The organism is Maridesulfovibrio ferrireducens (genome assembly GCF_016342405.1).
Taxonomy (GTDB): domain Bacteria; phylum Desulfobacterota; class Desulfovibrionia; order Desulfovibrionales; family Desulfovibrionaceae; genus Maridesulfovibrio; species Maridesulfovibrio ferrireducens_A.
The window spans coordinates 126,109-149,186 of the sequence record NZ_JAEINN010000011.1 but is presented as its reverse complement, the minus strand read 5'-3'; the positions used below and the strand labels follow the sequence as shown (position 1 = coordinate 149,186).

The following is a 23,078-nucleotide window of genomic DNA, read 5'->3' as shown; positions in this document are numbered from 1 at the left end:
ATAACTATCGTGGCTATTTCATTACACTTACGAGTCTGTCTTTCAGCTCGGTAAGCTTTTGCTTCTTATCATCAATTTCAGCAAGCCTTTCACGTTCCTGCGCTACAACCGCATCCGGAGCGTTGTTTACAAAAGCATCATTTGAAAGCTTCTTTTCTATCACAATCAAATCTTTGTCCAGCTTGGCAAACTCTTTATCCAGTCTTGCAAGCTCGGATTCAAAGTCGACAGCACCGGCGAGAGGGATAAATATTTCATTACCCTGAACAACTGCGGTGCCGGAAGCCTCAGGTCCGCGCATATCCGGTCCGGCTTCAACGGTTTCCAGACGGGCAAGGAATTTTACAAGCTCAGCGTTATCATTAATAAGGCTCAAAGCTTCATCGGAGCTTGTACGCATGATCATTTCCAATTTCTTGGAAGGTGCGATCAAAAGCTCTGTGCGGATATTACGAACACCCGAAACGATGCCCTGGAAAAGTTCCATCTGCACAACAGCTTCTTTACTGCGGCAATGATCTCTTGTTTCAGGATAAAGAACGGTTGCAATGTCTTCATTTTCAATACCGGGAAGAACAGACCAGATTTCCTGAGTTACAAACGGCATGACGGGATGCAGCAAAACCATTGTTTCGGAAAGAACTGTCCACAGAACTTTCAAAGTCGGGGCTTTGCGCGATTCGTCATCGCTGTAAAGGTCAGGTTTGATCATTTCAAGATACCAGTCGCAAAACTCATTCCAGATAAATCTGTACATGGTCTGAGCAACTTCATTGAAACGATACCCTTCGATTCCTTCGCGCATGGAATCTTTAACTTCTTCCAGACGGTGCAGAATCCATTTATTAGCAAGTCCCTTTGCATCATCAATAGAGGCTTCGGGTTTCTTGCCGTCAAAATTCATCAGCGCAAACCGGGCTGAGTTCCAAATTTTATTTACAAAATGACGGTACCCTTCAATTCTCGATTCTGAAAGCTTGATATCGCGGCCCATAGCTGCAAAAGCTGTCAGGGTGAAACGCAGAGCATCCGTTCCGTATTTACCACTCATTTCAAGAGGATCAATTACGTTACCGGTAGATTTACTCATTTTCTTGCCGTTTTCATCACGGACAAGAGCATGAATATAAACATGCTTGAAAGGAACCTGATCCTGAAAATGAATTCCCATCATCATCATGCGTGCGACCCAGAAAAACAGAATATCAAATCCTGTGATCAGCACGGATGTGGGGTAATATTTAGCTAGTTCGGGAGTATTGTCAGGCCATCCCATAGTGGAAAAAGGCCAGAGTGCAGAAGAAAACCATGTATCAAGAACATCGTCTTCCTGAGTAATCTTGGAGCTTCCACATTTGGTGCATTTATCAGGATCGGTCAAAGTAACGATAAGTTCACCGCACTCTTCACAAGTCCACGCCGGAATACGATGTCCCCACCAAATCTGACGGGAAATACACCAGTCACGAATATTGTCGAGCCAGTCATAATAAACTTTTTCCCAGTTGGGAGGAAAAATCTGAGTATCGTTCGGAACGGCTGCGCGAGCTTTTTCAGCCAGAGGTTTCATTGAAACAAACCACTGCTCTGAAACATGAGGCTCAATCACAGACTTACAACGGTAACATTCACCGACAGAATGCTCATGATCTTCAATAGAAATAAGAGAACCTTCAGCTTCGAGGTCCGCAACAATTACTTTGCGGGCTTCGTCTTTGTAGAGTCCCTGATATTTTTCAGGAGCGTTTTCGTTAACATTTCCTGCGTCATTAAAGATGGCGATAACTTCAAGATTATGTTTACGGCCAAGTTCCCAGTCATTCATATCATGAGCAGGGGTAACTTTCAGTGCGCCTGTTCCGAATTCCATATCAACATATGTATCGCCGATAATAGGAAGTTCGCGGCCTACAAGCGGAAGTATTGCAGTCTTACCGATCAAGTGGTTGAAACGTTCATCTTCGGGATTAACGCAGATAGCGGTATCTCCGAGCATGGTTTCAGGACGGGTTGTCGCAACGATCAACTCACCGGAACCGTCAGAAAGTTTGTAACGGACATTATAAAAGTGACCCGGCTTCGGTGAATGCTCAACTTCGTCATCAGCAAGAGCAGTGTGGCAACGGTTACACCAGTTGATGATGTAATTACCTTTGTAGATCAGCCCTTCATCAAAAAGCTTAACAAAAACTTCACGGACGGCTTTAGCGCGCTGTTCATCAAAGGTGAAACATTCACGGCTCCAGTCAACAGAAGCGCCCATACGACGAATCTGTTTGAGGATGTGTCCACCCTTCTCTTCTTTCCAGTCCCAGACCCGTTCAATAAATTTTTCACGGCCGAGGTCATCACGTGTCAGACCTTCAGTCTTAAGCTGACGCTCAACAACATTCTGGGTGGCAATACCGGCATGGTCAGTGCCCGGGACCCACAAAACATTTTTACCCTGCTGTCTCTGGTACCGGCAAAGGATATCCTGCAAGGTCAGGTTGAGAGCATGGCCCATATGCAAAACGCCTGTTACGTTCGGCGGAGGAATAACTATAGAAAAAGGATCACCGTCAGCTTCGGGATCAGGAGTAAATGTTTTATTTTCTTCCCAGTGATCAAGCCATTTTTTTTCAACATCCCAAGGTTCATAACCTTTAGGCAGGTTAGATTCAGCCATAACAGGACTCCTATATTATCTTAATTCTCAGCCTTCCGGTTTTTCGATTCGGATGCTAAGTTGTGTTCAGTAATGAAATAATTAATAAATGATGTGCATTGACAGCCTGACATTAACGTGGTTTCAACGGTCAGACTCACCGCCAATCTGTTACATTGTCAACTTGCGCTACACACTTATAGAGAGACTCGAACATGTCAAGTATCTATATACTATGGGACGACTCCCACATCTGGGGACTTCTGATCCAGCGGGCACTGAAAGCATGGAACATAGACTACCAGTTAGTACGTGGGCATCAAATAGCGCAGGGACTGCTTTCAAGCAAGCCCCCAAAGGCTCTCATCGTTCCGGGCGGCTGGGCAAAAGGCAAAGCCGGTAGACTCGGCGGACCCGGAATCCTTGCTGTTCAGCGCTATGTAAGCGAAGGCGGAAACTACTTGGGCTTCTGCGGAGGCGCGGGCCTCGGCCTTTCCGGTGCAGGCGGGCTGTGTCTCACCTGCTGGGAACGCAAAGGATTTGAAAATAGACTTCATCATTTTTTAAGCGGACATATACATTTAAACTTAAATCAAGACCATCCGCTTGTTCCAGACTCCCTCGGTAAAGAAGCTCTTGTTCCTGTATGGTGGCCCGGACAATTTTCGCCACAGGGGAAAAGCCCCACAACGGCACTCGGAAGATACGGAGAACCCGGCCCGGACTTCTGGGTGGCGGATCTTTGCGTCGGTTCACTGCCTGAAGGAACTCTCAGCGACTGGGAGAATCTTTACGGGATCAGCTTAATGCCAAAGTTTTTACAAGACCGGCCCGCAGTTGTTTCCGGAGAATTCGGTAAAGGCAGATTTATTCTCAGCTACCCTCACCTTGAAACACCGGCCTCCCCGCAAGCCAACACATGGCTGTCTCATATACTGGATCAGATGCAAAATGAGCCTCACACCAAAAGACCTCCGGTTCCAGCATGGGAACTGGCTGACACTCCAGTATTATGGAACGACCCGGCGCTAACCGCCGTACGCAAATCAATGGAAACAATCATCGCGACCGGACAAGGTCATTTCCTGCTCTTCTGGCGTAATCCATGGCTATTGGGATGGCGCAGAGGTATTCCGGGAGCAGCTTTAAACAGCCTTTACGCTCTGCTTTGCGAAGTTACGTCACTTGAACCCAACGATGAAGCCCTGCAAATGTGGTCTTCCTGTAAAGATGATTTTTTAAGAGACATGGAAATCTTTAAAAAAGGAGTTACAGGATATCTGCTAGCCGAAAGATTTGCGATGACCATGCGCAGTCTTGAACCGGACACGGTGTTCCCGAAGGGGCTGCAAGAGCAACGTAATGCTCTCTTCGGCCCTCCTCCCGGCGCAGGAGGAATGTATGCAAAACTGCTCTCCACATTGGAAGAGATTGTCTGGGTTATTCACAAAGACTAATCGCAACACCTATAGAAAGAATACCTGCCTATCTTTGTTGAACAAACTGGCAACATGATATAATGTAAACTTTATTGGGATAGTATTATCAATATACTATAAACGTTGCTTATAATTTTTAATCAAAAAGAGTTTAATTTAAATGGCTGACCAAGAATCCACTATAAGAGGTTCTGAACTACGCTCTTCCTCCGCAACAGAGGAAGAAAAAAGCCATGATGCTCAGCTGGAATTTAGTATTACCGCCGATAAAATGGCAGCTTTCATCTCAAGCTATACCCCTGCGCAGGGCAACGGTGCACCTCTTTCTATCGAAGTAATGGAAAAAGAACTTGAAAAGGCTGGCTATAAAGGGCAGCTGGACCCCGACGGCGCAAGGTTCGCGCTGCAAAGAGCAAATGAAGGAAAATCCATTCTGAATGTTGCACTTGTTCGCGGAGTATACCCGCAAGAACCTGAAGACGGAACGATTATAGGCGATGCTGATTTCAGATTTCCTGTTTTACCAGGTATGATTTTCGGAACACTGGTCCCTCCCGTCAAAGCTTCAAAAGGTGCCAATCTTCTGGGCGAAGAAATTCCCACACAAAAAACAACCACTCCCGAAAACATTACAGTTGCTGCAGGTGGAGGCTGCTCTCACGACAAAGAAATAAATGCTCTTGTTTCGGACACGTATGGATTAGTGCAGATAATAGACAATCAAATTTATGTTGAGTCTCTTATTCACGTTTCAGCAGATTCAATGCAGGTCAGAGCAACACTTTTTCCCCGTGACTGCTTCGGCGCAACCATTACATTGCAACGCATAGAACCCGCTTTGCAAGCCATCGGAATTTCACGCCCGCTTCTACTGGTAGCAGGAGAATCTGCACTTAAAACAGCCAGAGAAACCGGAATTGCGCAAGAGTCAGTTATTGCAAAAGGAACTGAACCGATTGCAGGCAAAAACGGCTGGTTTGAATATGAAAGAGAAGAAACCAAGTCTATCGGCACATCACTTGATAATGATCGTATAGATTTCAAAGAAAGGGGCACACACCCTATGGTGAACCCCGGAGATATCATCGGCAAAATTCATCCTCCTGTAGAAGGCAAGGCAGGTGAAGATGTATACGGGCGACTGACTCCTCCTCCCGGCGGTCAGCCTTTCGAAATTAAACCGGGCGCGCACGTTGCGCCCATGCCTGACGGAATAACATACAAAGCTTTAGCCACCGGCATGGTTCATCTGGAAAAAGGAGAACTCTCTGTAATAGATGTTCTTGTAACACAGGGAGACGTTGACTACTCCACCGGGAATATCAGACTCGAAAAAGGGTCCGTGCATGTTACGGGATCAATCCGTGAAGGATTTGTCGTAAATGTCCCCGGACATATTCTCGTCAAAGAATCTATTGAGGGAGCGGATGTTCACGCAGGCGGAGATATAGACGTTAGCGGCGGCATCATCATGGCCGGGAAAGGACATCTGAAAGCGGGTAATAACATAACAGCTCAATTCGCGGCCAATGCCCGCATTGATTGCGGAGACGGACTCACGATAGCTCATGAACTCAGTAATTGCCTTGTACGCTGCAAAGGGGCTATCACGGCTACCGCAGGTAAGGGCGTTATTCTGGGGGGGGCCATTGCTTCTGCAACGGGCATAGAGGCCAACGAACTAGGCTCTGACATTGGTGTTCAGACAGTTTTGAGTATAATATCAAGGCCGCCTGTTAACAAAGAAAAAGTTAAAGAGAGAGAAGATCTTCGAGACAGATTAATGAAGATCAACGCTGCAATCGGGCAGGATTCCGACGAAGACATTCTAGCGCAAACTCCATCAGATAAAATTCAGCAAATGGAAAAAATTCTTATTCTGCGTGCCCAGATCAAACGTAAACTGAAAGAGGTCCGCAACAAACTGTCCCGCGACCTTGCTGATTATTATCAATCACTGGAAAGATTATCTATCAGAGCCAAAAGGGCTGTTCATCCTGGCGTGCAAATAAAGATCGGGGGCAAAGCCCTTACAGTTACCCAGCCCATGAACAGAGTTAAATTCTATTTTGATTCAACGACCAGAACGATTGCTGCTGTAAACCTTTAGTCACCCCTTTCGGGAAATCAATCTTCCCGTACTTTCCGGCATTTTATCAAAATCAAAGCTAAGCGCTGTATCAAATGTATCAACCAACTCTCTTTTCTGTTCCAATTCCAGCTCTGTACGAGGTGAGGGTTCTGGCAACCACGGCCCGGGCAAAGAAGTTTCAGGTATCAAATAAGTGCTGACTTTATTTTTTAAGACATTCTCATTAATTTCTTCCCAGAGCGGAACCAGCCCATTTTCCACGCCGTCTAAAAGATCGCGAACCTTTTCCGGCTCAGCGCCTATTGCGGAATAAAACACATCTGAATCGAACCAGAGGACCTTATCCTTCTCAGCTTCTCTAAGCCCCATCCATTCGTAATCAACTCGATTATCATCAATAGGCTTGCGCCACATATCTGCAAAGCCTTCTCTGAAAAGATCTTCAGACGGCAGTATAGTTTTACGCAAGTCATTGTAAGCATCGGTAAATGATCCGATATTTTCTTCCATCTGAGAAACAGCATCCACCACCCGCAGAGGCAGAGTGTCGCCGAAAGACTCTTCAAGCTCAACAATAACGCGGCCATGATCGAGAGCAAATTCTCCGGGAGCGCGGATTTCGCTAACTCCGTTAACCACCATAACCGAATCTGTGCCGGGCTGAGATGTAACATTCAGCCCCAGAACTTCCATACCTGCGTCAGGCTCAAGAACCAGTCTTTCACCGAGTTTTGGAGAGACAGCCGTTATGGACACAGCTCTCCCGTCGATCAGATAATAATCATCTCCGGTGTATACAGGGGATGGAAGTTTTGTATCGATAACTTCAGCCGTAATCTTTTCTGATGTTCCACCGGCTGCACTTTGGATACTGCCTAAAACGACCTCCCATGTGTCGCCATCTTCAACACTGAAATCAATCGTTCCCGACTCTTCTCCTATGGAATAACCTATGGAGTGAGAGCCGGTCGTCAAAGTAGATACAGCATTAATGTCAAAGCCTTTGCTCACAAATTCCGAGACAGATCCAGCCATTGTGCCGGATAGATCGTAACGCCCTTCTTTTGCGGACCCAATAGGCAGCAACGTGCCATCAAGCTTGAGGTGGGAGATAAGGTGCCCGCTGGTGTCGCTGAATGTAAGCTGACTGTTAATTTCACTTTCAGTGCTGCCGTCATAACCACCGACGATATCACTGTTATTGTTGCTGTAGGCGGTATTCACAGAGAAGGCCAAAGACGAGCCGACTCCAAGCAGATCGTCAAGATTTGCTCCCGGAACATTTTGTGTAATTTTACGAGCCTGAACAGGAAGAGTGCTTTCGTTTACCGCGTCACGGACGGCTTCAAGAACTGTGTCATTATCCATCCCGCTTTCAATGGTAATGTTCAGCTCCTTGGTTGCGGAGCCGTATGACATATCAAATTTATATATTCCCGGATCAAGAGACGTTCGGGAACCTCCCGTAAAACCACGGGAGTACATGCGGTAATAACGGGCAAACTCATTTTTCGGAGTTACAGAAGCTGAAATTTTATTATCAAGGAAAGGATCATTTACAACCAGACGGGCATCATTCAAACCAAACCCATCGTCAGACCAACGGAATTTACCAAGGGACTCGCTTAAACTTTTGATGCGGCTTTGCACTTCCATGACTGTGGAACTGCCGGTTGATTCATATTTATTTTTAAGCGCAGCGCGAGAGAACCTGTCATCCCAATAAGAACTTATTAATGTTCTTTGTGGAGATTCAACAGTCTCAGACTGTCCCGTCAATACGAGATTCGTTCCGTCCAGATTCAGGTCCGCCACTCTTCGGCTCCCCGTAATACACGTGAGAAAGACACAACCCCTGCGGAGGAGCTGTGGCCGGTGCTAAAGTTCTATCTTTCGCCTCTAACACTGATCGGACAAAACCCGGCTCAGCTTTACCCCGGCCTATATCCACGAGACAGCCCACCATGTTACGCACCATCTGTTTTAAAAAGCCTGTCCCGCACACCTGCAACTTAATTTCATGCTCGTTTTCACCGGGAAGGCGAACAAAATCAAGAATGGTTCTGATCGTATTTTTTACCGGAGTTCCGACATTCTGAAAAGAAGCAAAATCGTGCTCACCAAGGAAATATTTCATGGCGGTATCAAGAGCATCAATATCAAGCGGACCGCATCCCCACACATAATTTCGGCGACATGGGAACAAAAATTTATTTTCCAGCCAAAGAGTATAAACATACGTTTTACGAATTGAACTGAACTGAGCGTGAAAAGATTCATCGACATAAGCCACATCAAGGACTGTCACGTCGTCCGGCATAATAGCATTCAAAGCCCGCTGCCATGGGACTTCAGCCCTGCTTTCAGGCAACGTAAAATGAACGACCTGCCCCTGAGCATGAACACCGCTGTCAGTGCGACCTGATCCGTATACTCGTACAGGAGCACCGGTTATCCGCGAAATCGCTTTCTCAAGCTCATTTTGAACAGTCCGTACTCCCGGCTGAATTTGCCAGCCGCAAAACTTAGTACCATCGTAAGCAATAGTTATTTTGATTCTTTTCAATTTTAAACCGACTAAGCCCTTATCTATACAAATATTAATGCTCCAGCCGCAAAATACAGCTGGAGCAATTATTAAAAACTTATTTATAAAACTTCAGACTGCTAATTTCCAAGAGGAACCTGAAGCTTGGTCAACTCTTCGGAAAGAGCCGCAGCTTTCTTCGGTGCAACAAATCCGAGAATTTCACCGGCATTACGTCCACGCATGCCAGACAAAATCTTGACAGCCAAACCAGTATCCAGCGATTCAATGACCAAAGCTGCACTCTTAGGCTTCATAGCTGTATATACCCCGACCAGATGTTTAATCTTCTGATCTTTGAGAACATCAGCATCAGCAAGCATTTTCTTAAGACGAGTTTCAAGACTGTTAAGTTCAGCAAGTTTTTTATCTAAATTCTTTTCAAGAGTACGAAGAGATCTCTCTTTACGAGCCAACTCGTCCTCTTTGCTCTTGAGAGCCTTCCAGTCGGCTTCCGGCATCCTTTCAGAACGCTTATCCACTTTGGACGCCGATTCTTCAGCAGCAGGCTTATCTTTAGCCTCTGCAGCAATGGCTTCCGGAGCAGAAACTGCGTCACGAACAACACTGCTTTCAATTACGGCTTCAACCACATTTTTAGTGGGAGTTTCCAAATCAAAACCTAAAGCACCGATAAGAGAAAGCTTTAGAAAAGCTAATAAAACCAAGCATACAAGAATCTTAGAAAGTCTTAGACTTGAACCGAAGCGTTGCCATTTCGTCATACTCTTTCTGCTCTTTAAGATTTTCTTCTTCATAGTATTTTTTCGCCTGATTCTCTTTGAGTTTTTCCAGCAACTTACGGTCTTTTGACTTTTGAACAGCTTCTGTACGGCATTTTTGCAAGTTAAGGGCCAATTGCTTAAGACGATTTTGTGCCGAATACAGATCTTTAGTCAAAGCATCATCATACTGCCGCCACAGCCACAAATCATCAGCGGACAGCTTCTCGTATTCTTTTTTCTGGTTATTTTTCTTTTTTTCTTCGATTTCGAAGACGACTTTTTTGTGTTCAGTGTGCAGTTTATGGGCTTCGGCTAAAGCCAAACGAGCCTGTTCCTCGATTTGCTTTCTAAAATCGAGAACTTTTTCAAGCTTAAAAGCATAAGGCTTCGGCATTATAGACAATTACCCCAACTAAGCAGAACTATTTACTTTCTTCAGGTTTGCCGGCAAGGCCGCAATACCCTTTATTGCCATCACAGGAACGCCACATCATACACATGGTCCCCTGACAGAATTTCATTTTATCATCACTTGTCATAAGGTACGGACAATATTTAAATTTAGCTTCACTTTCTAAATAAATCATAAAACCTTCCTTATAAAAAAGAAGCAGAATTAATTCTGAACAACCGCGTCATAAATCAAGCACTGTTTGCCCATAGCCCGTTTAACGTATTCCTTTACAAGGATACCGATGCGCTCTTCTCTTGTAAACGAATTAGCATAGTTCCCATTTGTGTAGATTTCAGGGAATTTATCGGAAAGCACTGGATTCTTTCCGGCAAGAGCTTCTATGCTTTTTGAGTATTCTGAAATATACTTATCAATTTTCTGATCTGACATGGATTCAATCCCTTTAACTTTTTCAGAAAAAACTGCAGCTTCAGGGAGTTCTTTTGATTCCATCAATGCACGAAAGGCATTGGCAAAACGCTGACTGCCTTCAAATATATGTTTGGGACGGACAACATTAAGCCCTGCCCAACCGGCACGGAGCCACTTGAACAGATAGTTAACAGTATACTCAGGATTATTTTTATCTTGTATATAGACTGAAACAGAGATGGAATCGTACATAAAAGTATCCATCCAGCCCATGCCTCCGGCAGTCAGACCGGGAATTCCACTATAGAAATAATTCCACTGGTTATCGTCCATGACAAGACCTTTCATTCCGACGCTAGACTTATCAGCCTGTCTGGCAATCGAAAAGAAAACATTACGTCCTTCGTACTTCATAAGCACGAGCAGACGGTTCAGGTCATATCTGTAATATGCGCCGCCGAAAGAATCCGGAGTATTCACCTCAAATTCTTTCCCGCGCCAGACTTTCGGAACTTCGCAGTCGTTGAGAGATTTCCAAGGCTTACCTTTGTCTGCAAAAAACTCACTGTCAGGATACCAGCCGCTTAGACGGATAACCGAAGGGTAAACTGCGTAGCCGGGGATTTCCGGATTATATGTATATTCCAGAATCCTCTTTAAAGAAGCCTTTACGTTGATGCGCATTCCGGCACCGTTAGCAGACTCATACTTGGGAAGTTTGATTATTTTATCAGTGGGAGCAGATTCATCCACGTAACGGATCAAAGCATTTACCTTGCCCGGGTCAAAATCTTTTGTTTTAACCGACAAAGTATCCAAAAGATAATCGATACCTTCAGACACAGGTTCTGGAAGCTTAACTTGCTCTTTTTCTTTGTCTTTTTTACTTGATAAAAAAGCAGAACACTCGGCATTACTATTGCCGAAAATAAACATTGAAACTATAAGAACTGCGAGCATTACTGCAGTTTTTGAAAACACCCGGAGACACATCGGGCTTAAATTAATGAGCATTTTTTTATTTACCTTTCCGCTTTACATGAAGCAGTTTATAAACGTGTATCTTTACTAAATAAGCACTTATTCCCGTATTGGCAACCCTTACGCATCAAGGGTTTTATTGATTATAAAATCAGTAAACTCTACATGCACATAACTATAATCAAGCAAAATAGATGCCCATGACGAATTCACATATTATTCAAAAACAATACAAAGAACTACTCAAGATATTCGAATTATATGAAAGAGCTTTTGTTGCCTTTTCAGGTGGAATTGACAGCTCTTTGGTAGCTAAGGCGGCCTTTGATGCTTTAGGAAATAAAGCTTTTGCCATAACAATTGATTCTGAACTTACTGCGAAGCGTGACATTTCATTCGCCTGCCGATCAGCAGCCTCTATCGGTATTAACCACCAAGTCATTAAGATCTCGGTGCTTAAAAATTCTCTCATCAGCGATAATACAAAATATCGCTGCTACCATTGCAAGAAGGCTATTATCGATACCATTAACAGATGTCCGCTTTTTGACGGCAGTCACGCTGACGACCCTGTTGACCGGGCCGGCTTAAAAGCCATTCGTGAAGCATCCGTAATTTCGCCTTTAGCTCTTGCCGGATTTACTAAAAAAAATATCATCGAAGCGGCCGGCTTCTTACAATTGCTCTCACTTAACCGACCTTCTAACAGCTGTCTCGCAACTAGAATCGAAACAGGAATTCCTTTAACAGCAAAAAAACTCTTCATGATAGAAAGAACTGAGGAATGCATGTTTGAAGCAGGGGCAAGATGGTGCCGCGCTAGAATAGATGGGAATAAATTTCAAATAGAATACGGATCTGACTCGCCGCTTGATGAATTTAATATAAAGTCAAAACTGACAACGTTACTGCCGCAAGTGATTCAAAAAGATATTCAATTTATTATAAAAACATAAAAAAAGGCACCTAACAAAGATGCCTTTCTGTTCAACAGACGAGTGATCCTTTTATTCTATAGATATACACTCCACAGGACAAGAATCCATAGACTCTTGAACGCAGTCCAAATCGACAGCATCTTCTTTAATCACTTCAGCTTTTTCGCCATCTGAATCAAGTGCAAAAACTTCAGGACAAAGTTCTACACAAGTTTCGCAACCGATGCATTCATCTTGATCAATTACTACTTTCTTAGCCATTGTAAGCCTCCAGATCTTTGCAGGAAGTATAATATTAATAGACGAAACAAATTAAGCACAAACAGCTTATGCTTTGCAAGTCTTTCCTGTAGGTTCCAACATTTCAAATGCGCTTGAAATTGTACATAGTAAATATTTTTCTATCTTATAACTCATCAGTAACAAGAATAGAAGGAAAAGAATCTATACTCCCTTTAATTCTCGTAATCCTGAAATAGACTCTCATTCCTCTCCAGCTCCTAAGGTCCATTATATTTAGCCCTTTTTACAACTTAAACGAACGATATTTTTTACTTTTACGTTCACTCTTATAAAATATTTGCATTTTATTTTGCTTCAACAATTAATAAATAGTATAGTATAAATAGTATTCTCTATTAACTACATAAAGGAGTTATTATGAAAAATTTATTGTTTGTTTTCTTCTTAGGATCTTGTCTCCTTCTTGCTGCTGCAACTTCAGCTTATTCATCAATGACTTCAAGTGCGAAAACAGAAGAATTCATACTTGTAGCAAAGAATAATGACAAAAAAGAGATGAAGGAAAAGCGGAAAACAGAAAAAAAAGAAAAGCGAGATACTCGAAAAGAGGAAAAAAAAATAAAACATGACACGCGCAAGTCTGACAACAAAGCAGCCCGTGATGAGGCAAAAGAAGAACGCAAAGAACGTAAAAAAGAAGAACAACTTAAACGCGAACAATTAGATGATGATCGTAAAATAAAAAAACAATCTGACAAAGAAAATCGTAAAGATAGAAAAACAAAGAAAGAACAAGAACGAGAAGAATACAAAAAAACAAAAAAAGCCAAAAAAGCTGGCAAGAAAGGGAATAAGGATTAGTTCGCTGCTTTGCTTTCCCATAGCTAATTCTGAAAAGTGCATAGATGAATAAAAAAAAGTCTCTCAATCCGTTGAGGCTTGAGAGACTTTTAAAAATGCAAACTAATTATCTGAAACAATAGAGTTATTCGCCGAGATACGCCTTTTGAATATCAGGATTGTTTAAAAGCTTATGAGCTTCATCTTCCATAACTACATGCCCGGTCTCAAGAACATAACCTCTGTTGGCCATACTCAGCGCCACCTTTGCATTCTGTTCTACCAGAATAATTGTCGTCCCGAGCTTGTTAATCTCTTTGATAATATCAAAAATCTGCTTAACAATCAGCGGAGCAAGTCCCAAAGAAGGCTCATCCAGTAAAAGAACTTTCGGTCTGCTCATTAAAGCCCTGCCGATAGCAAGCATCTGCTGCTCTCCGCCTGACAAAGTTCCGCCGGCCTGCCTGCATCTTTCACGAAGGATAGGAAACATCCCGAAGACTCTTTCTTTGTCATCTTCAATTTCCTTATCATTTCTGAAAAAAGCCCCCATATCGAGATTCTCTTCAATAGTCAGACGCGGAAAAATCCTGCGCCCTTCAGGAACCTGACAAAGTCCCATTGCAGGCAATTTATCAGATGCAACCTGATTTATCCTTTTACCTTTGTAAAAGATGTCGCCGCTTGTGGCATGAACAATATTACATATAGTCATGAGAGTTGTACTCTTACCCGCACCATTCGCGCCGATAATCGATACAATTTCCCCTTCATAAACTTTAAGACTAATCCCTTTGAGGGCCTTAATGCTACCATATCCGGACTTAATGTCCCGTAATTCTAATATTGGTTCAGTCATGACTTAATCCTTTCCAGCACGCATTTTACGTGTGGGTGGTAAAAGTCCCTGAGGCCTGAAGAGCATCATAAGAGTCATTACTCCCCCGAAAACCAGCATGCGATATAATTCAAATTCTCTGAATATTTCCGGAAGTGCTATAAGTGCTAAAGCTCCCAGAATAACGCCCGGAATTGATCCCATACCCCCGAGAACAACCATGGAAAGCACCATTGCAGATTCAAGGAAAGTGAAAGATTCAGGGCTTACAAATCTCATCCGTGCAGCATAAAATGCTCCGGCCAGACCACCGAAACACGCCCCTGTACAATACGCCAGAAGCTTCATGTAAAAGGTGGGAACGCCCATAACTTCCGCAGCTGTTTCATCTTCACGAATAGCTTCCCATGCTCTACCGATACGGGAATGCTGTAAGCGATAAACTGCGATAATCGTAAATACTACAAGAAGAAGTATCACATAATATACAAGTGAAAGTTTTTTAAGCCAGAGGTGTTCCAGAGTCATGCCATTGGTAAAGTCAAACCAGTAAAATCCGGGAGCCTTAATACCGGTTATCCCATTAGGTCCATTGGTCAGACTCATCCAGTTATTAAGCACCATGCGCACAATTTCAGCAAAACCCAGCGTCACGATAGCCAGATAATCTCCCCTCATTCTCATAGAGCAATAACCGATCAACCATGCTCCTAAGCCCGCCGCAGCAGCACTTATGGGCAAGCAAATCCAGAATGAAAGCTGAAATTGAACTGAGAGTATCGCGTAAGTATAAGCTCCGATGCCGTAAAATGCGATATATCCAAGATCTAGCATCCCTGCCAAACCGACAACCACATTAAGGCCAAGGCCGAGACAAACGTAGATCATACAGTTTATCGCGACATCCTGAGCATAACGCCCGGTGAGCTGAGGCAATAAGGCAACGCAACCAATGCCTATAACAAACCAGACTGCAAGAGGCACAACAGAAGAAGCACTTTTCATGCTACCCGCTACTGCTGACACAGGTCTGGATATAAACTTAAATGCTCCGCCCTTATTTAATTGATACAAAAACAATATAAATGAGCAGCCTAAAGCGATTCTCCACCAGACATTAAATGTTCCGGCAATCTCAAGGCCTTCAGGCTTAACGCCAAGCAGGGGCCACAACAGGATGAACAGCCAGACCATTCCTATCCCTAAGGAAGTCCAGTGTTTTTTAAACTCTGGTATCGTCAACGTTCTCTCCCATGATTCCTGAAGGTCTGAAATAAAGAACCGCTATAAGTATCACGAACGCAAATACGTCCTTATATTCACCTGAAATATAACCTGCGGCAAAAATCTCTACCATTCCGATAATAAAGCCACCGATCATCGCACCGGTAATATTCCCGATACCACCTAATACAGCGGCAGCAAAAGCCTTGATGCCGGGGACAAACCCCATATCGTATCGAACTGAACCATAATAAAGCCCGACCATTATTCCGGCTGCAGCAGCAAGACTGGCTCCTATTGCGAAAGTGATACTGATTGTACGGTTGGCATTAATTCCAACAAGCGCAGACATTACTTTATCCTGCGCAGTAGAGCGCATCGCCTTACCTATTCTGGTTTTAAAAACAAGAACATTAAGAGCCACAAGCAAAAATGCTGTCAGACTTACAATAAAAAGCTGCATGTACGAAAGCATTACATTACCAAGTTCAAAACCACCCTGAGTCAACTCGGTAGGATAGGGTTTGTCGTACACACCCTGAGTAAGCATCAAGCCGTTCTGAAGGAAAATTGACATACCCAATGCGGAAAGCAGAACAGAAAGTCTGGATGAGTTTCTCAGTGGTTTATAAGCTACCTTTTCTACAGCCACAGCAAGCATTGCGCAGTATGCCATCGCCAGAATCAAAGATCCTGAAAGACAAACCCATGCAGGAGCCCCCTGAGACACAAGATAACTCATGAAAATAACGCCTACATAACCGCCAGCCGCAAAAAATTCGCCATGAGCAAAGTTAATGAGCTGAATAATGCCATACACCATAGTATAACCGAGAGCGATGAGCGCATATACGCTACCGAGTGTTATACCATTGATGAGTTGTTGAATAAAATATTCCATGGATATCCGGGGGCTGTTCGTAATAGCCCCCGTCAATTAAGACGGGGGCCGGTCATTGCTTAAACTCTAGTAAAGCTCTCCAGTTGCTGGGTTCCAGTAATTACTGAACTTTCCGTCTTTAACAGTACGGATAATGTAGTTAGAACCGGAATCTCCATTAGCTTTAAACTTAACGTGCTTTGTAGCACCTTCATAATCAAGCTTCATAAGCTCAGCTTTAACTTTAGCAGGATCAGTGGAACCGGCAGCTTCAACTGCTTTCAAGTATGCAATAGCACTGTCATATGCATAACCGGAATAAGCACCGGGACTACCGAACTTAGGCTGATATGCAGAATAGAATTCTTTGTATGCGGGAGCGTTGTCATTAATATAACCAAAAGTAAGATATACATTTTCAGCAGCATCTTTTGCAATTTCGATCAACTGAGGATGATAAACTGCATCCTGTGCGAGAACAGCAGCCTTTATACCCATGCGCTTTGCCTGAATAAGCATCAACGCACCGGTAGCTGAATTCTGCATACTCATGTAAAATACGTCAGGTTTTTCTGTTTTTACTTTAGTTAAAATAGCTGAAAAATCTTTATCGCCCTGGTTCACATGCTCATGGCCAAGAACTTTCAATCCAGCAGCAGCACTCATTTTTTCTACACCGTCAGCAAGTCCCTGTGAATAAGCAGTTTTATCATCTACAACGTAGATAGATTTAGCTCCTAACTTTTCGATCATAAACTTTACTGCGATTGCACCCTGATCATCATCACGCCCGCACATGCGGAACATATAAGGAAGACCGCGGGAAGTAACTTTTTCGTTAGTGGAAGCAGGTGTAATCATGATGATGCTTTCTTCATCAAGAACTTCAGATGCGGGGAGAGTTGCGCTCGAACAATATGATCCGACAACGCCGTTTACGCCTTCGTTGATCAGTTTATTTGCTGTGGCTACTGCCTGACGGGGTTCGCATGCAGTATCCTGTGGAAGAACTTCAATTTCGTCAAAACCGGCAATGCCACCGTTGGCTTTAACAACTTCAACAGCAGTTAAGACACCGTTCTTAATATCATTACCATCAGCTGCGTAAGGGCCGGTTAGAGGACCCATTGTGCCGATTTTGAGTGTTTTTGCGAATGCTATGCCGGAGCCGAGCATTACTACAGCCGCGGCCAGCAAAACGGTCAGAAATAAACGTTTCATAAAAGCGCCTCCCAAAAGTAAATATGGTTAATTACCGAGATATGCCTCAATTACAGCAGGATTTTTCTGAATTTCTTCAGGATTTCCCTTTGCAATCATTACTCCGTGATCAAGAACAACAAGTCTCTGACAGATTCCCATAACAACTTTCATGTCATGCTCCACCATCAACACGTTTATCCCTCTACCGGAGATTCTACGAATGGTTTCCATTAACTCGGAACTTTCAGCAGGGTTGAGTCCTGCCGCCGGTTCATCAAGCAGAACCGAACTCGGTTCTGAAGCCAAAGCGCGTGCTATTTCAAGCCGCCTTTGATGACCGTAAGGAAGGTTGGATGCGACTTCATCAGCGAAGTCCTCCAGTTCGGCAAACCGTAACTCTTCCATTGCCTTTTCTTTAATTCTTTGCTCTTCACGCTTCTGACGAGGTGTACGAAAAATTGCGCCAAGCACCCCGCACCCAGTGCGGGAATGTTGAGCAACCATTACGTTCTCAAGAGCTGTCATATTCTGGAAAAGACGAATATTCTGAAAAGTACGGGCGATGCCCTTTGCAAGAACCTGATACGGCTTGAGCCCTTGAAGACTCCCACCATCATAAACAACATCACCACCGGAAGCATTGTACACTCCGGTAATAACATTAAACACAGTTGTTTTACCTGCACCGTTGGGACCGATAAGCCCTACAATTTCCCCCGGCATAAGAGAGAAGTTAACCTCTGACAAAGCCTGCAATCCGCCAAAACGGACGCTCACGTCGTGTAAATGTAGTTCTGCCATATTGGTAACACCTATACACTTTATTGTTCTCGGGATCAAGTACTTGTACGATTTTTATTCCGTACTAGCCCGTTCTAATGATTAATTATTCGCATATCTATTGATTCATCAAACATTAATACTGCATTAACTTTATACAATAACGAGGAATATTAATACATCAGAGTACAAAAGCGATCAACGAATCAAGTTTATTATTAAATAAAGATGGATGCATTCGATAATCCAGTGAAATTCTATAGCATCATTCCTCTTTTCTTTCAAATATCATTTACAATCTACTTTTTTGAATCACTCTATATTAAATGATCCACCTTTGCTTTATCAAACGTTTATTTAACAAGGTAAAACAAATATTTTATTCTACTACCAATCTACTTAAGTAAAATCAGCTCTGTTTTCTATCCATTTGATGTATATTCGAACAGAATGAACCAAACTGTCTCGAATGAAATTAGTACGAGCTGTTGAGCTTATTGCCATATATAATTCGGCAAAAAAAAGCCCTGTCCGCTAATGCGGACAGGGCTTTTAAAAACTTCAACCTAAAAGGCTAAAGACGGGTAGATAGCTCTACCAAGAGGAGTCACCGAATGGGTCACTACCGAAACCGAAAGAATCAGCAGGAGCTCCACCTGTTTCAGGAGCATTAGAGCCTCCAGCTGCAGGAGCTGCGCCGTCAGCAGGTGCGCCGGCAGCAACAGTTACAACACCGTTCTTTTTAACGTCTTCGATCAAAGCGAGAAGTTCATCAACTTTGCCGATGTACTCTTCAACTTTAGCCTGAGAAGTAACGATGACTTTGTCGCCTTCGCCTTTTCCGGAAGCTTCAAAAGCTTCACATTTGCCTTTGAATTCAGCGAGAGCTTTATCGGAAACACTAAGTTTTCCTTCTGCTGCTGCAAGCTTAACTTCAAGATCTTTAATAATATCAGCCTGTGCTACAGCGGTAGAACGGTAGTCAGCAAGTTTAGTGAAAATGCTGTCAACCTGTACCATCACGTCACTTGGAAGAGCGCCTACAGAGACGTTCTCGCCAAGGCCTGCAACTTGACCGGTTTTCATTTTAGCTAGTTCGGGATGCTGTTCATAAATCCAAGCTTTTGCAAGAGCTGCTGCAAAAGGTTCGAATTCAGCGTCAATATCCTTCTGTGTCATATAGGACAGAAGTTCCTGAACGGAGTTGTTGCTTTCGCCACCTTTAACATAAGCTACAAATGTGCTCATGGGGAAAGTTTTACGTGCTTCAGACATGGTTAAATCCTCCTTGCTCTATTACAGAGTAAAAGTCTTTTCTTCACGGACCGGCATTGGTAGACGGCCGATGTGTTTTGCATAAGTTAAAGCTGCAGTCCTGTAGACCAGATGGCCAAGCTTGGACCACGGCAGATAGACAAACATCATAAACACGGCGACAAGATGCACATAGTACATGGGGTATGCAAGAATCGCGATGCCGAAGAGGCGAAGCAATTCACACATGATACCAGTTCCTGCAATTGTCCAGATAAGTCCAAGTAAGTACCAGTCATAATAGGTAGATACATGCGAGGAATCATCCTGATTCAAGCGACGTTTGGTAAGCAGCAACAATGAATAAACGAGCATTACTGCGCCAATGTTGGCAAGAATCTTAACCGGGTGCCACAGAGGCATCGGAGTATGACCGATAGCGGTAAGGAACGGTATAACCTTTCCTCCCCAATGGGTAACAGCAACTATGCCTGTTACTACCATCAAGCAGATGAATGCGAGCATAAGGAATCTATGTCCATTAAACTTCTGTTCATCAGCTTCATCGGATTCACCGCATTCTTTCCATTTGGAATGTGTCAGAAGTTCATTTCTGCAAACATCCACAAAGCACACCAAAAGACTTGGTCTTTCAGATTTATCACCAACAGCAAAGACCTTTGGTTGATCTGCGAATGATCCGATAAGGTTTTTGACTCCTTTATAGAAGGTCCAAACCATGAAACCGAAAGCAATCATGAAGATCGGGTCAATAGTAAAATCGCCGGGGAAAAGATGCCCGTAAACGACTTTTCCATCTTTAAGAGGGAAGAAGGAACCACGAACTCCTGCCATGATGAACCAAATCACCATGTAAATAGCTGCCGGGATAGCAATAAGCTTCGGCAGATGTTTCGGAGAGCTCATCCACTTACCAATAAAGGTTGGGGTAGCTATCTTCTGATAGGCTAGATTACGCATAGCTGCGAGCAAATCAGCTGGACGTGCGCCACGTGGACACAGGTCGGAGCATGCTCCGCAATTATGGCAAAGCCATATATCGATATCTTTAACAAGTTTATCTTTAAGGCCCCACTGAGCCCAGACCATTTCCTTACGCGGATAAGGGTTGTCAGCAGGCGACAGAGGACAGGCTACACTGCAAGTTGCGCACTGATAGCACTTTTTGACTGCGTCTCCACCGACTTCCTGGAGCTCTTTGATAAACTGCAGATCCGGTTTGATGCGAACATCTTTTTCCATATCGCGTCTACCTCCTAGTAGCCCTTGAACGGGTTGGGACCAATCTTGATCATGTCATTAACAAAGGTATCGATAAGGTCAGAAACCTTGTCGTATTCGTCAATGGCGAGTTCGGACTGGACAACACGTTCAGGTTCGACGCCAAGTCTCTTGAGAGAATCAGCAACGTTTTCCATACGGCGGTTACACAGTTCAGAACCTTTCACAAAGTGGCACTGATAATCTTCACCGTACTTACATCCGAGCAACAGAACTCCATCAATACCCTTACTCATAGCATCTGCAATCCAGATGGTATTCACAGAGCCGAGACAGCGAACAGGAATTACACGAACATAAGGGGACCAGCCTTTACCTCGCATGGCAGCCATGTCGAGTGCAGGGTAAGCATCGTTTTCGCAAGCAAGCACGATAAATCTAGGACCACCTTCTTCCATGTCATCAGGAACTTGAACCTGCTTAATCATGGAGCCGATCATGTCGATATTATAATTGTCAAATCCGATTACACGCTCAGGGCAGGCCCCCATACAGGTACCACAGCGACGGCAGCGTGACGGATTCGGCTTTGGTGTTCCTTTTTCATCATCATCAAGTGCACCGAAAGGACATTCTTCTGTGCAACGTTTACACTGTGTGCAACGCATGAAGTTGAATACAGGATAGGTATTGTCACCAGAGCGAGGATGAACAGCTACGCCATGATTGGCGGAGTTGATACACTGAATAGCTTTGAGAACAGCACCGGCTGCATCTTCCCTTGCAAGTCCCATTGTCATGGGCTGACGAACACAACCGGCGGCATAAATACCGGTACGGCGAGTTTCATAAGGGAAACAGATGTAATTGGAGTCTGCATATCCTGCGAACTGCTGGAGATCGGGGAATGCAGGTCCTTGTCTATATACGAGGTTGATGGTCGGATCGTGAGCAGTGGTTGGAACCATGCCTGTAGGAACAACGACCAGATCAGCCTGAATTTCAATATTTTCACCGAGAAGAGTATTGCTTGCAGCAACAACCATGGAACTGCCCTCTTCCGTAATGGAAGTAACAGTACCTTTGGTCAGCATGATACCCGGATCATCCTGGGCAGCACGGTAGTAACGCTCATTCACACCCGGAACCATCATGTGGTCATAGATGATGTATGCAATGCCGTTTGAGTTCATTTCACGAACGTAGTTGGCCTGCTTGAGAGCTACAAGACTGCTGAGTTCTGCGCTGTAAGGAAGATGTTTATAGGATTCCATATCCTCGTAAACGAATGCGTCTTCTTCACCCTCTACTTTTGCAGCATCAGCCGCTACTTTTGCGTCAGCTTCATCAGAAGCAACCTGCTCGTCAGAACGATTAGCATAAGCATCTTCTTCTGCTGCAAACTTTGCTTCACTGAGGCGTGTATCAAGAACAAAAGCAACAGACGATGCGTCCATTTTTCCTGCTTTGACCATTGCTTCAAATTCAGCAGCAGTAACAACTTTGGAAGAACCGTAACCCATAGGCTCAACATACTTAGTATCCTGAGGAACCCAACCGGTAGCAAGAACAAGTGCGCCAACGGGCAGTTCTTCTTTGCTGGAACCAACTGTTACGCTGGCTGTATAATCACCGGGAGCACCTTCAAGAGTATCAAGATGTGCGGATTTGAGAACTTTAATTCTGGAGTTTGATTCAACTTCAGCAATCAGAGCTTCAATTCCGGTTTCATGAGCTTCGAGATAGGGATATGAAAGTGGGAAAGTCTTATACATAGTGGCAGCTTTACCGCCAAGAGCATCAGCTTTCTCAACCAGAATTACGTCGTGGTTGGTCTTTGCTGCATAAAGAGCTGCGGTAAGACCGGTAAAACCACCACCAAGAACCATAACAACCTTAGTAGAACCTATAATCTGATTTTCAGAGGTGTTACCTTTGGTTAGTTTAGTGATTCCCATTCTGACATATTCATTTGCCATTATTTTGAGGAGTTCAGGAACTTCTCCGTTTGGATCAGGCAATGTGCCGTCAGGGTTCCTGAAAACCTTGATGCACTGTTCACGCAGATTAACACGTTCAACCATGACGTTATCAAAGTTGAAAATGTCCCAATCCACGCGAGGGCTTGTGCCGCAGATACAGACTGCATCGACGATGCCAGCGTCGATATCTTCCTGAATAAGCTTTCTTCCTTCTTCGCTGTTTAGTCTCGGGTGACACTTGATCACCGGACACTCGCTTGCGCAAACCTTACTGACTACTTCAGCAAGGTCTTCAGCTATAAGGTAAGGAGAAATGCTTGCTTGGTCGAAATAAACTCCGATTTTTTCGGGCATGTC

General features: G+C 44.0%; 20 protein-coding genes. 4 read left to right on the top strand and 16 right to left on the bottom strand.

Annotation, left to right across the window (positions count from 1 at the left end; genetic code table 11):
* Window positions 1-13: 13 nt before the first annotated feature.
* The gene (locus tag JEY82_RS12995) at window positions 14-2,668 is read right to left on the bottom strand and encodes a valine--tRNA ligase (protein ID WP_304086076.1); all 2,655 of its coding nucleotides are present in this window, start codon (window positions 2,666-2,668) and stop codon (window positions 14-16) included.
* A 194-nt stretch (window positions 2,669-2,862) separates the two neighbouring features.
* Here JEY82_RS12995 and JEY82_RS12990 point away from each other — a divergent pair, with 194 nt between their 5' ends.
* Window positions 2,863-4,104 carry a BPL-N domain-containing protein gene (locus JEY82_RS12990; RefSeq protein ID WP_304086074.1) on the top strand — a complete coding sequence of 414 codons (1,242 nt, stop codon included), beginning with the start codon at window positions 2,863-2,865 and terminating at the stop codon, window positions 4,102-4,104.
* Window positions 4,105-4,246: 142 nt separating this feature from the next.
* On the top strand, window positions 4,247-6,196 hold the full coding sequence (locus JEY82_RS12985) for a FapA family protein (protein ID WP_304086072.1): 1,950 nt from the start codon (window positions 4,247-4,249) through the stop codon (window positions 6,194-6,196).
* On the opposite strand, the gene JEY82_RS12980 is transcribed toward JEY82_RS12985, so the two are convergent.
* The 6 genes from JEY82_RS12980 to JEY82_RS12955 all read right to left on the bottom strand — a co-directional run bounded on the left by JEY82_RS12980 (window position 6,197) and on the right by JEY82_RS12955 (window position 11,297).
* Complete coding sequence (locus JEY82_RS12980; protein WP_304086069.1) at window positions 6,197-7,993, bottom strand: hypothetical protein; 1,797 nt, start codon at window positions 7,991-7,993, stop codon at window positions 6,197-6,199.
* The gene (gene truA / locus JEY82_RS12975) at window positions 7,941-8,744 is read right to left on the bottom strand and encodes a tRNA pseudouridine(38-40) synthase TruA (protein ID WP_304086067.1); all 804 of its coding nucleotides are present in this window, start codon (window positions 8,742-8,744) and stop codon (window positions 7,941-7,943) included. The genes JEY82_RS12980 and truA overlap by 53 nt, the downstream gene beginning before the upstream one ends.
* A 101-nt stretch (window positions 8,745-8,845) precedes the next feature.
* Window positions 8,846-9,490, bottom strand: a complete 645-nt coding sequence (locus tag JEY82_RS12970) for a MotE family protein (RefSeq protein ID WP_304086065.1) — start codon at window positions 9,488-9,490, stop codon at window positions 8,846-8,848.
* The gene (fliJ, locus tag JEY82_RS12965; protein ID WP_304086063.1) at window positions 9,447-9,884 is read right to left on the bottom strand and encodes a flagellar export protein FliJ; all 438 of its coding nucleotides are present in this window, start codon (window positions 9,882-9,884) and stop codon (window positions 9,447-9,449) included. Before fliJ ends, JEY82_RS12970 begins: the two co-directional genes overlap by 44 nt.
* Window positions 9,885-9,912: 28 nt before the next feature.
* Window positions 9,913-10,077, bottom strand: coding sequence for a hypothetical protein (locus JEY82_RS12960; protein WP_304086061.1), 165 nt, complete (start codon window positions 10,075-10,077; stop codon window positions 9,913-9,915).
* 29 nt (window positions 10,078-10,106) lie between these two features.
* Window positions 10,107-11,297 (bottom strand): hypothetical protein, encoded by a 1,191-nt coding sequence (locus JEY82_RS12955; RefSeq protein ID WP_304086059.1) that lies wholly within the window; start codon window positions 11,295-11,297, stop codon window positions 10,107-10,109.
* Between the two features lie 200 nt (window positions 11,298-11,497).
* On the opposite strand from JEY82_RS12955, the gene JEY82_RS12950 reads away from it, so the two are divergent.
* The gene (locus JEY82_RS12950) at window positions 11,498-12,253 is read left to right on the top strand and encodes an ATP-dependent sacrificial sulfur transferase LarE (RefSeq protein WP_304086058.1); all 756 of its coding nucleotides are present in this window, start codon (window positions 11,498-11,500) and stop codon (window positions 12,251-12,253) included.
* Between the two features lie 51 nt (window positions 12,254-12,304).
* Here the strand turns inward: JEY82_RS12950 and JEY82_RS12945 are convergent, their stop codons facing one another.
* Entirely contained in the window at window positions 12,305-12,496 is a 192-nt protein-coding gene (locus tag JEY82_RS12945; RefSeq protein WP_092157534.1) for a ferredoxin, read from the bottom strand.
* Window positions 12,497-12,895: 399 nt separating this feature from the next.
* On the opposite strand from JEY82_RS12945, the gene JEY82_RS12940 reads away from it, so the two are divergent.
* A complete protein-coding gene (locus JEY82_RS12940) occupies window positions 12,896-13,339 on the top strand; it encodes a hypothetical protein (protein WP_304086055.1) in 444 nt (147 codons plus the stop codon).
* 124 nt (window positions 13,340-13,463) lie between these two features.
* Here JEY82_RS12940 and JEY82_RS12935 read toward each other — a convergent pair whose 3' ends face one another.
* The 8 genes from JEY82_RS12935 to JEY82_RS12900 all read right to left on the bottom strand — a co-directional run bounded on the left by JEY82_RS12935 (window position 13,464) and on the right by JEY82_RS12900 (window position 23,075).
* Entirely contained in the window at window positions 13,464-14,177 is a 714-nt protein-coding gene (locus tag JEY82_RS12935) for an ABC transporter ATP-binding protein (protein WP_304086053.1), read from the bottom strand.
* A gap of 3 nt (window positions 14,178-14,180) precedes the next feature.
* Window positions 14,181-15,350 carry a high-affinity branched-chain amino acid ABC transporter permease LivM gene (livM, locus tag JEY82_RS12930; RefSeq protein WP_304086110.1) on the bottom strand — a complete coding sequence of 390 codons (1,170 nt, stop codon included), beginning with the start codon at window positions 15,348-15,350 and terminating at the stop codon, window positions 14,181-14,183.
* A 28-nt stretch (window positions 15,351-15,378) separates the two neighbouring features.
* Window positions 15,379-16,281 carry a branched-chain amino acid ABC transporter permease gene (locus JEY82_RS12925; RefSeq protein WP_092157542.1) on the bottom strand — a complete coding sequence of 301 codons (903 nt, stop codon included), beginning with the start codon at window positions 16,279-16,281 and terminating at the stop codon, window positions 15,379-15,381.
* Window positions 16,282-16,347: 66 nt separating this feature from the next.
* Window positions 16,348-17,481, bottom strand: coding sequence for a branched-chain amino acid ABC transporter substrate-binding protein (locus JEY82_RS12920; RefSeq protein WP_304086051.1), 1,134 nt, complete (start codon window positions 17,479-17,481; stop codon window positions 16,348-16,350).
* 27 nt (window positions 17,482-17,508) lie between these two features.
* On the bottom strand, window positions 17,509-18,264 hold the full coding sequence (locus JEY82_RS12915) for an ABC transporter ATP-binding protein (RefSeq protein ID WP_092157546.1): 756 nt from the start codon (window positions 18,262-18,264) through the stop codon (window positions 17,509-17,511).
* A gap of 573 nt (window positions 18,265-18,837) precedes the next feature.
* A complete protein-coding gene (locus JEY82_RS12910; RefSeq protein WP_304086047.1) occupies window positions 18,838-19,518 on the bottom strand; it encodes a hypothetical protein in 681 nt (226 codons plus the stop codon).
* A 21-nt stretch (window positions 19,519-19,539) separates the two neighbouring features.
* Window positions 19,540-20,760: a quinone-interacting membrane-bound oxidoreductase complex subunit QmoC gene (gene qmoC, locus JEY82_RS12905; protein WP_092157550.1), complete on the bottom strand. Its 1,221-nt coding sequence runs from the start codon at window positions 20,758-20,760 to the stop codon at window positions 19,540-19,542.
* Between the two features lie 14 nt (window positions 20,761-20,774).
* On the bottom strand, window positions 20,775-23,075 hold the full coding sequence (locus tag JEY82_RS12900; RefSeq protein WP_304086044.1) for an FAD-dependent oxidoreductase: 2,301 nt from the start codon (window positions 23,073-23,075) through the stop codon (window positions 20,775-20,777).
* Window positions 23,076-23,078 lie beyond the last annotated feature (3 nt).

Coding starts and splice junctions, on each gene's coding strand:
- JEY82_RS12945 (WP_092157534.1), bottom strand. CDS start 12,496: ATGGCTAAGAAAGTAGTAATTGATCAAGATGAATGCATCGGTTGCGAA.
- qmoC (WP_092157550.1), bottom strand. CDS start 20,760: ATGGAAAAAGATGTTCGCATCAAACCGGATCTGCAGTTTATCAAAGAG.
- JEY82_RS12960 (WP_304086061.1), bottom strand. CDS start 10,077: ATGATTTATTTAGAAAGTGAAGCTAAATTTAAATATTGTCCGTACCTT.
- JEY82_RS12935 (WP_304086053.1), bottom strand. CDS start 14,177: ATGACTGAACCAATATTAGAATTACGGGACATTAAGTCCGGATATGGT.
- JEY82_RS12900 (WP_304086044.1), bottom strand. CDS start 23,075: ATGCCCGAAAAAATCGGAGTTTATTTCGACCAAGCAAGCATTTCTCCT.
- JEY82_RS12910 (WP_304086047.1), bottom strand. CDS start 19,518: ATGTCTGAAGCACGTAAAACTTTCCCCATGAGCACATTTGTAGCTTAT.
- JEY82_RS12925 (WP_092157542.1), bottom strand. CDS start 16,281: ATGGAATATTTTATTCAACAACTCATCAATGGTATAACACTCGGTAGC.
- fliJ (WP_304086063.1), bottom strand. CDS start 9,884: ATGCCGAAGCCTTATGCTTTTAAGCTTGAAAAAGTTCTCGATTTTAGA.
- JEY82_RS12995 (WP_304086076.1), bottom strand. CDS start 2,668: ATGGCTGAATCTAACCTGCCTAAAGGTTATGAACCTTGGGATGTTGAA.
- JEY82_RS12985 (WP_304086072.1), top strand. CDS start 4,247: ATGGCTGACCAAGAATCCACTATAAGAGGTTCTGAACTACGCTCTTCC.
- JEY82_RS12940 (WP_304086055.1), top strand. CDS start 12,896: ATGAAAAATTTATTGTTTGTTTTCTTCTTAGGATCTTGTCTCCTTCTT.
- JEY82_RS12970 (WP_304086065.1), bottom strand. CDS start 9,490: ATGACGAAATGGCAACGCTTCGGTTCAAGTCTAAGACTTTCTAAGATT.
- JEY82_RS12990 (WP_304086074.1), top strand. CDS start 2,863: ATGTCAAGTATCTATATACTATGGGACGACTCCCACATCTGGGGACTT.
- JEY82_RS12920 (WP_304086051.1), bottom strand. CDS start 17,481: ATGAAACGTTTATTTCTGACCGTTTTGCTGGCCGCGGCTGTAGTAATG.
- livM (WP_304086110.1), bottom strand. CDS start 15,350: ATGGTCTGGCTGTTCATCCTGTTGTGGCCCCTGCTTGGCGTTAAGCCT.
- JEY82_RS12915 (WP_092157546.1), bottom strand. CDS start 18,264: ATGGCAGAACTACATTTACACGACGTGAGCGTCCGTTTTGGCGGATTG.
- JEY82_RS12950 (WP_304086058.1), top strand. CDS start 11,498: ATGACGAATTCACATATTATTCAAAAACAATACAAAGAACTACTCAAG.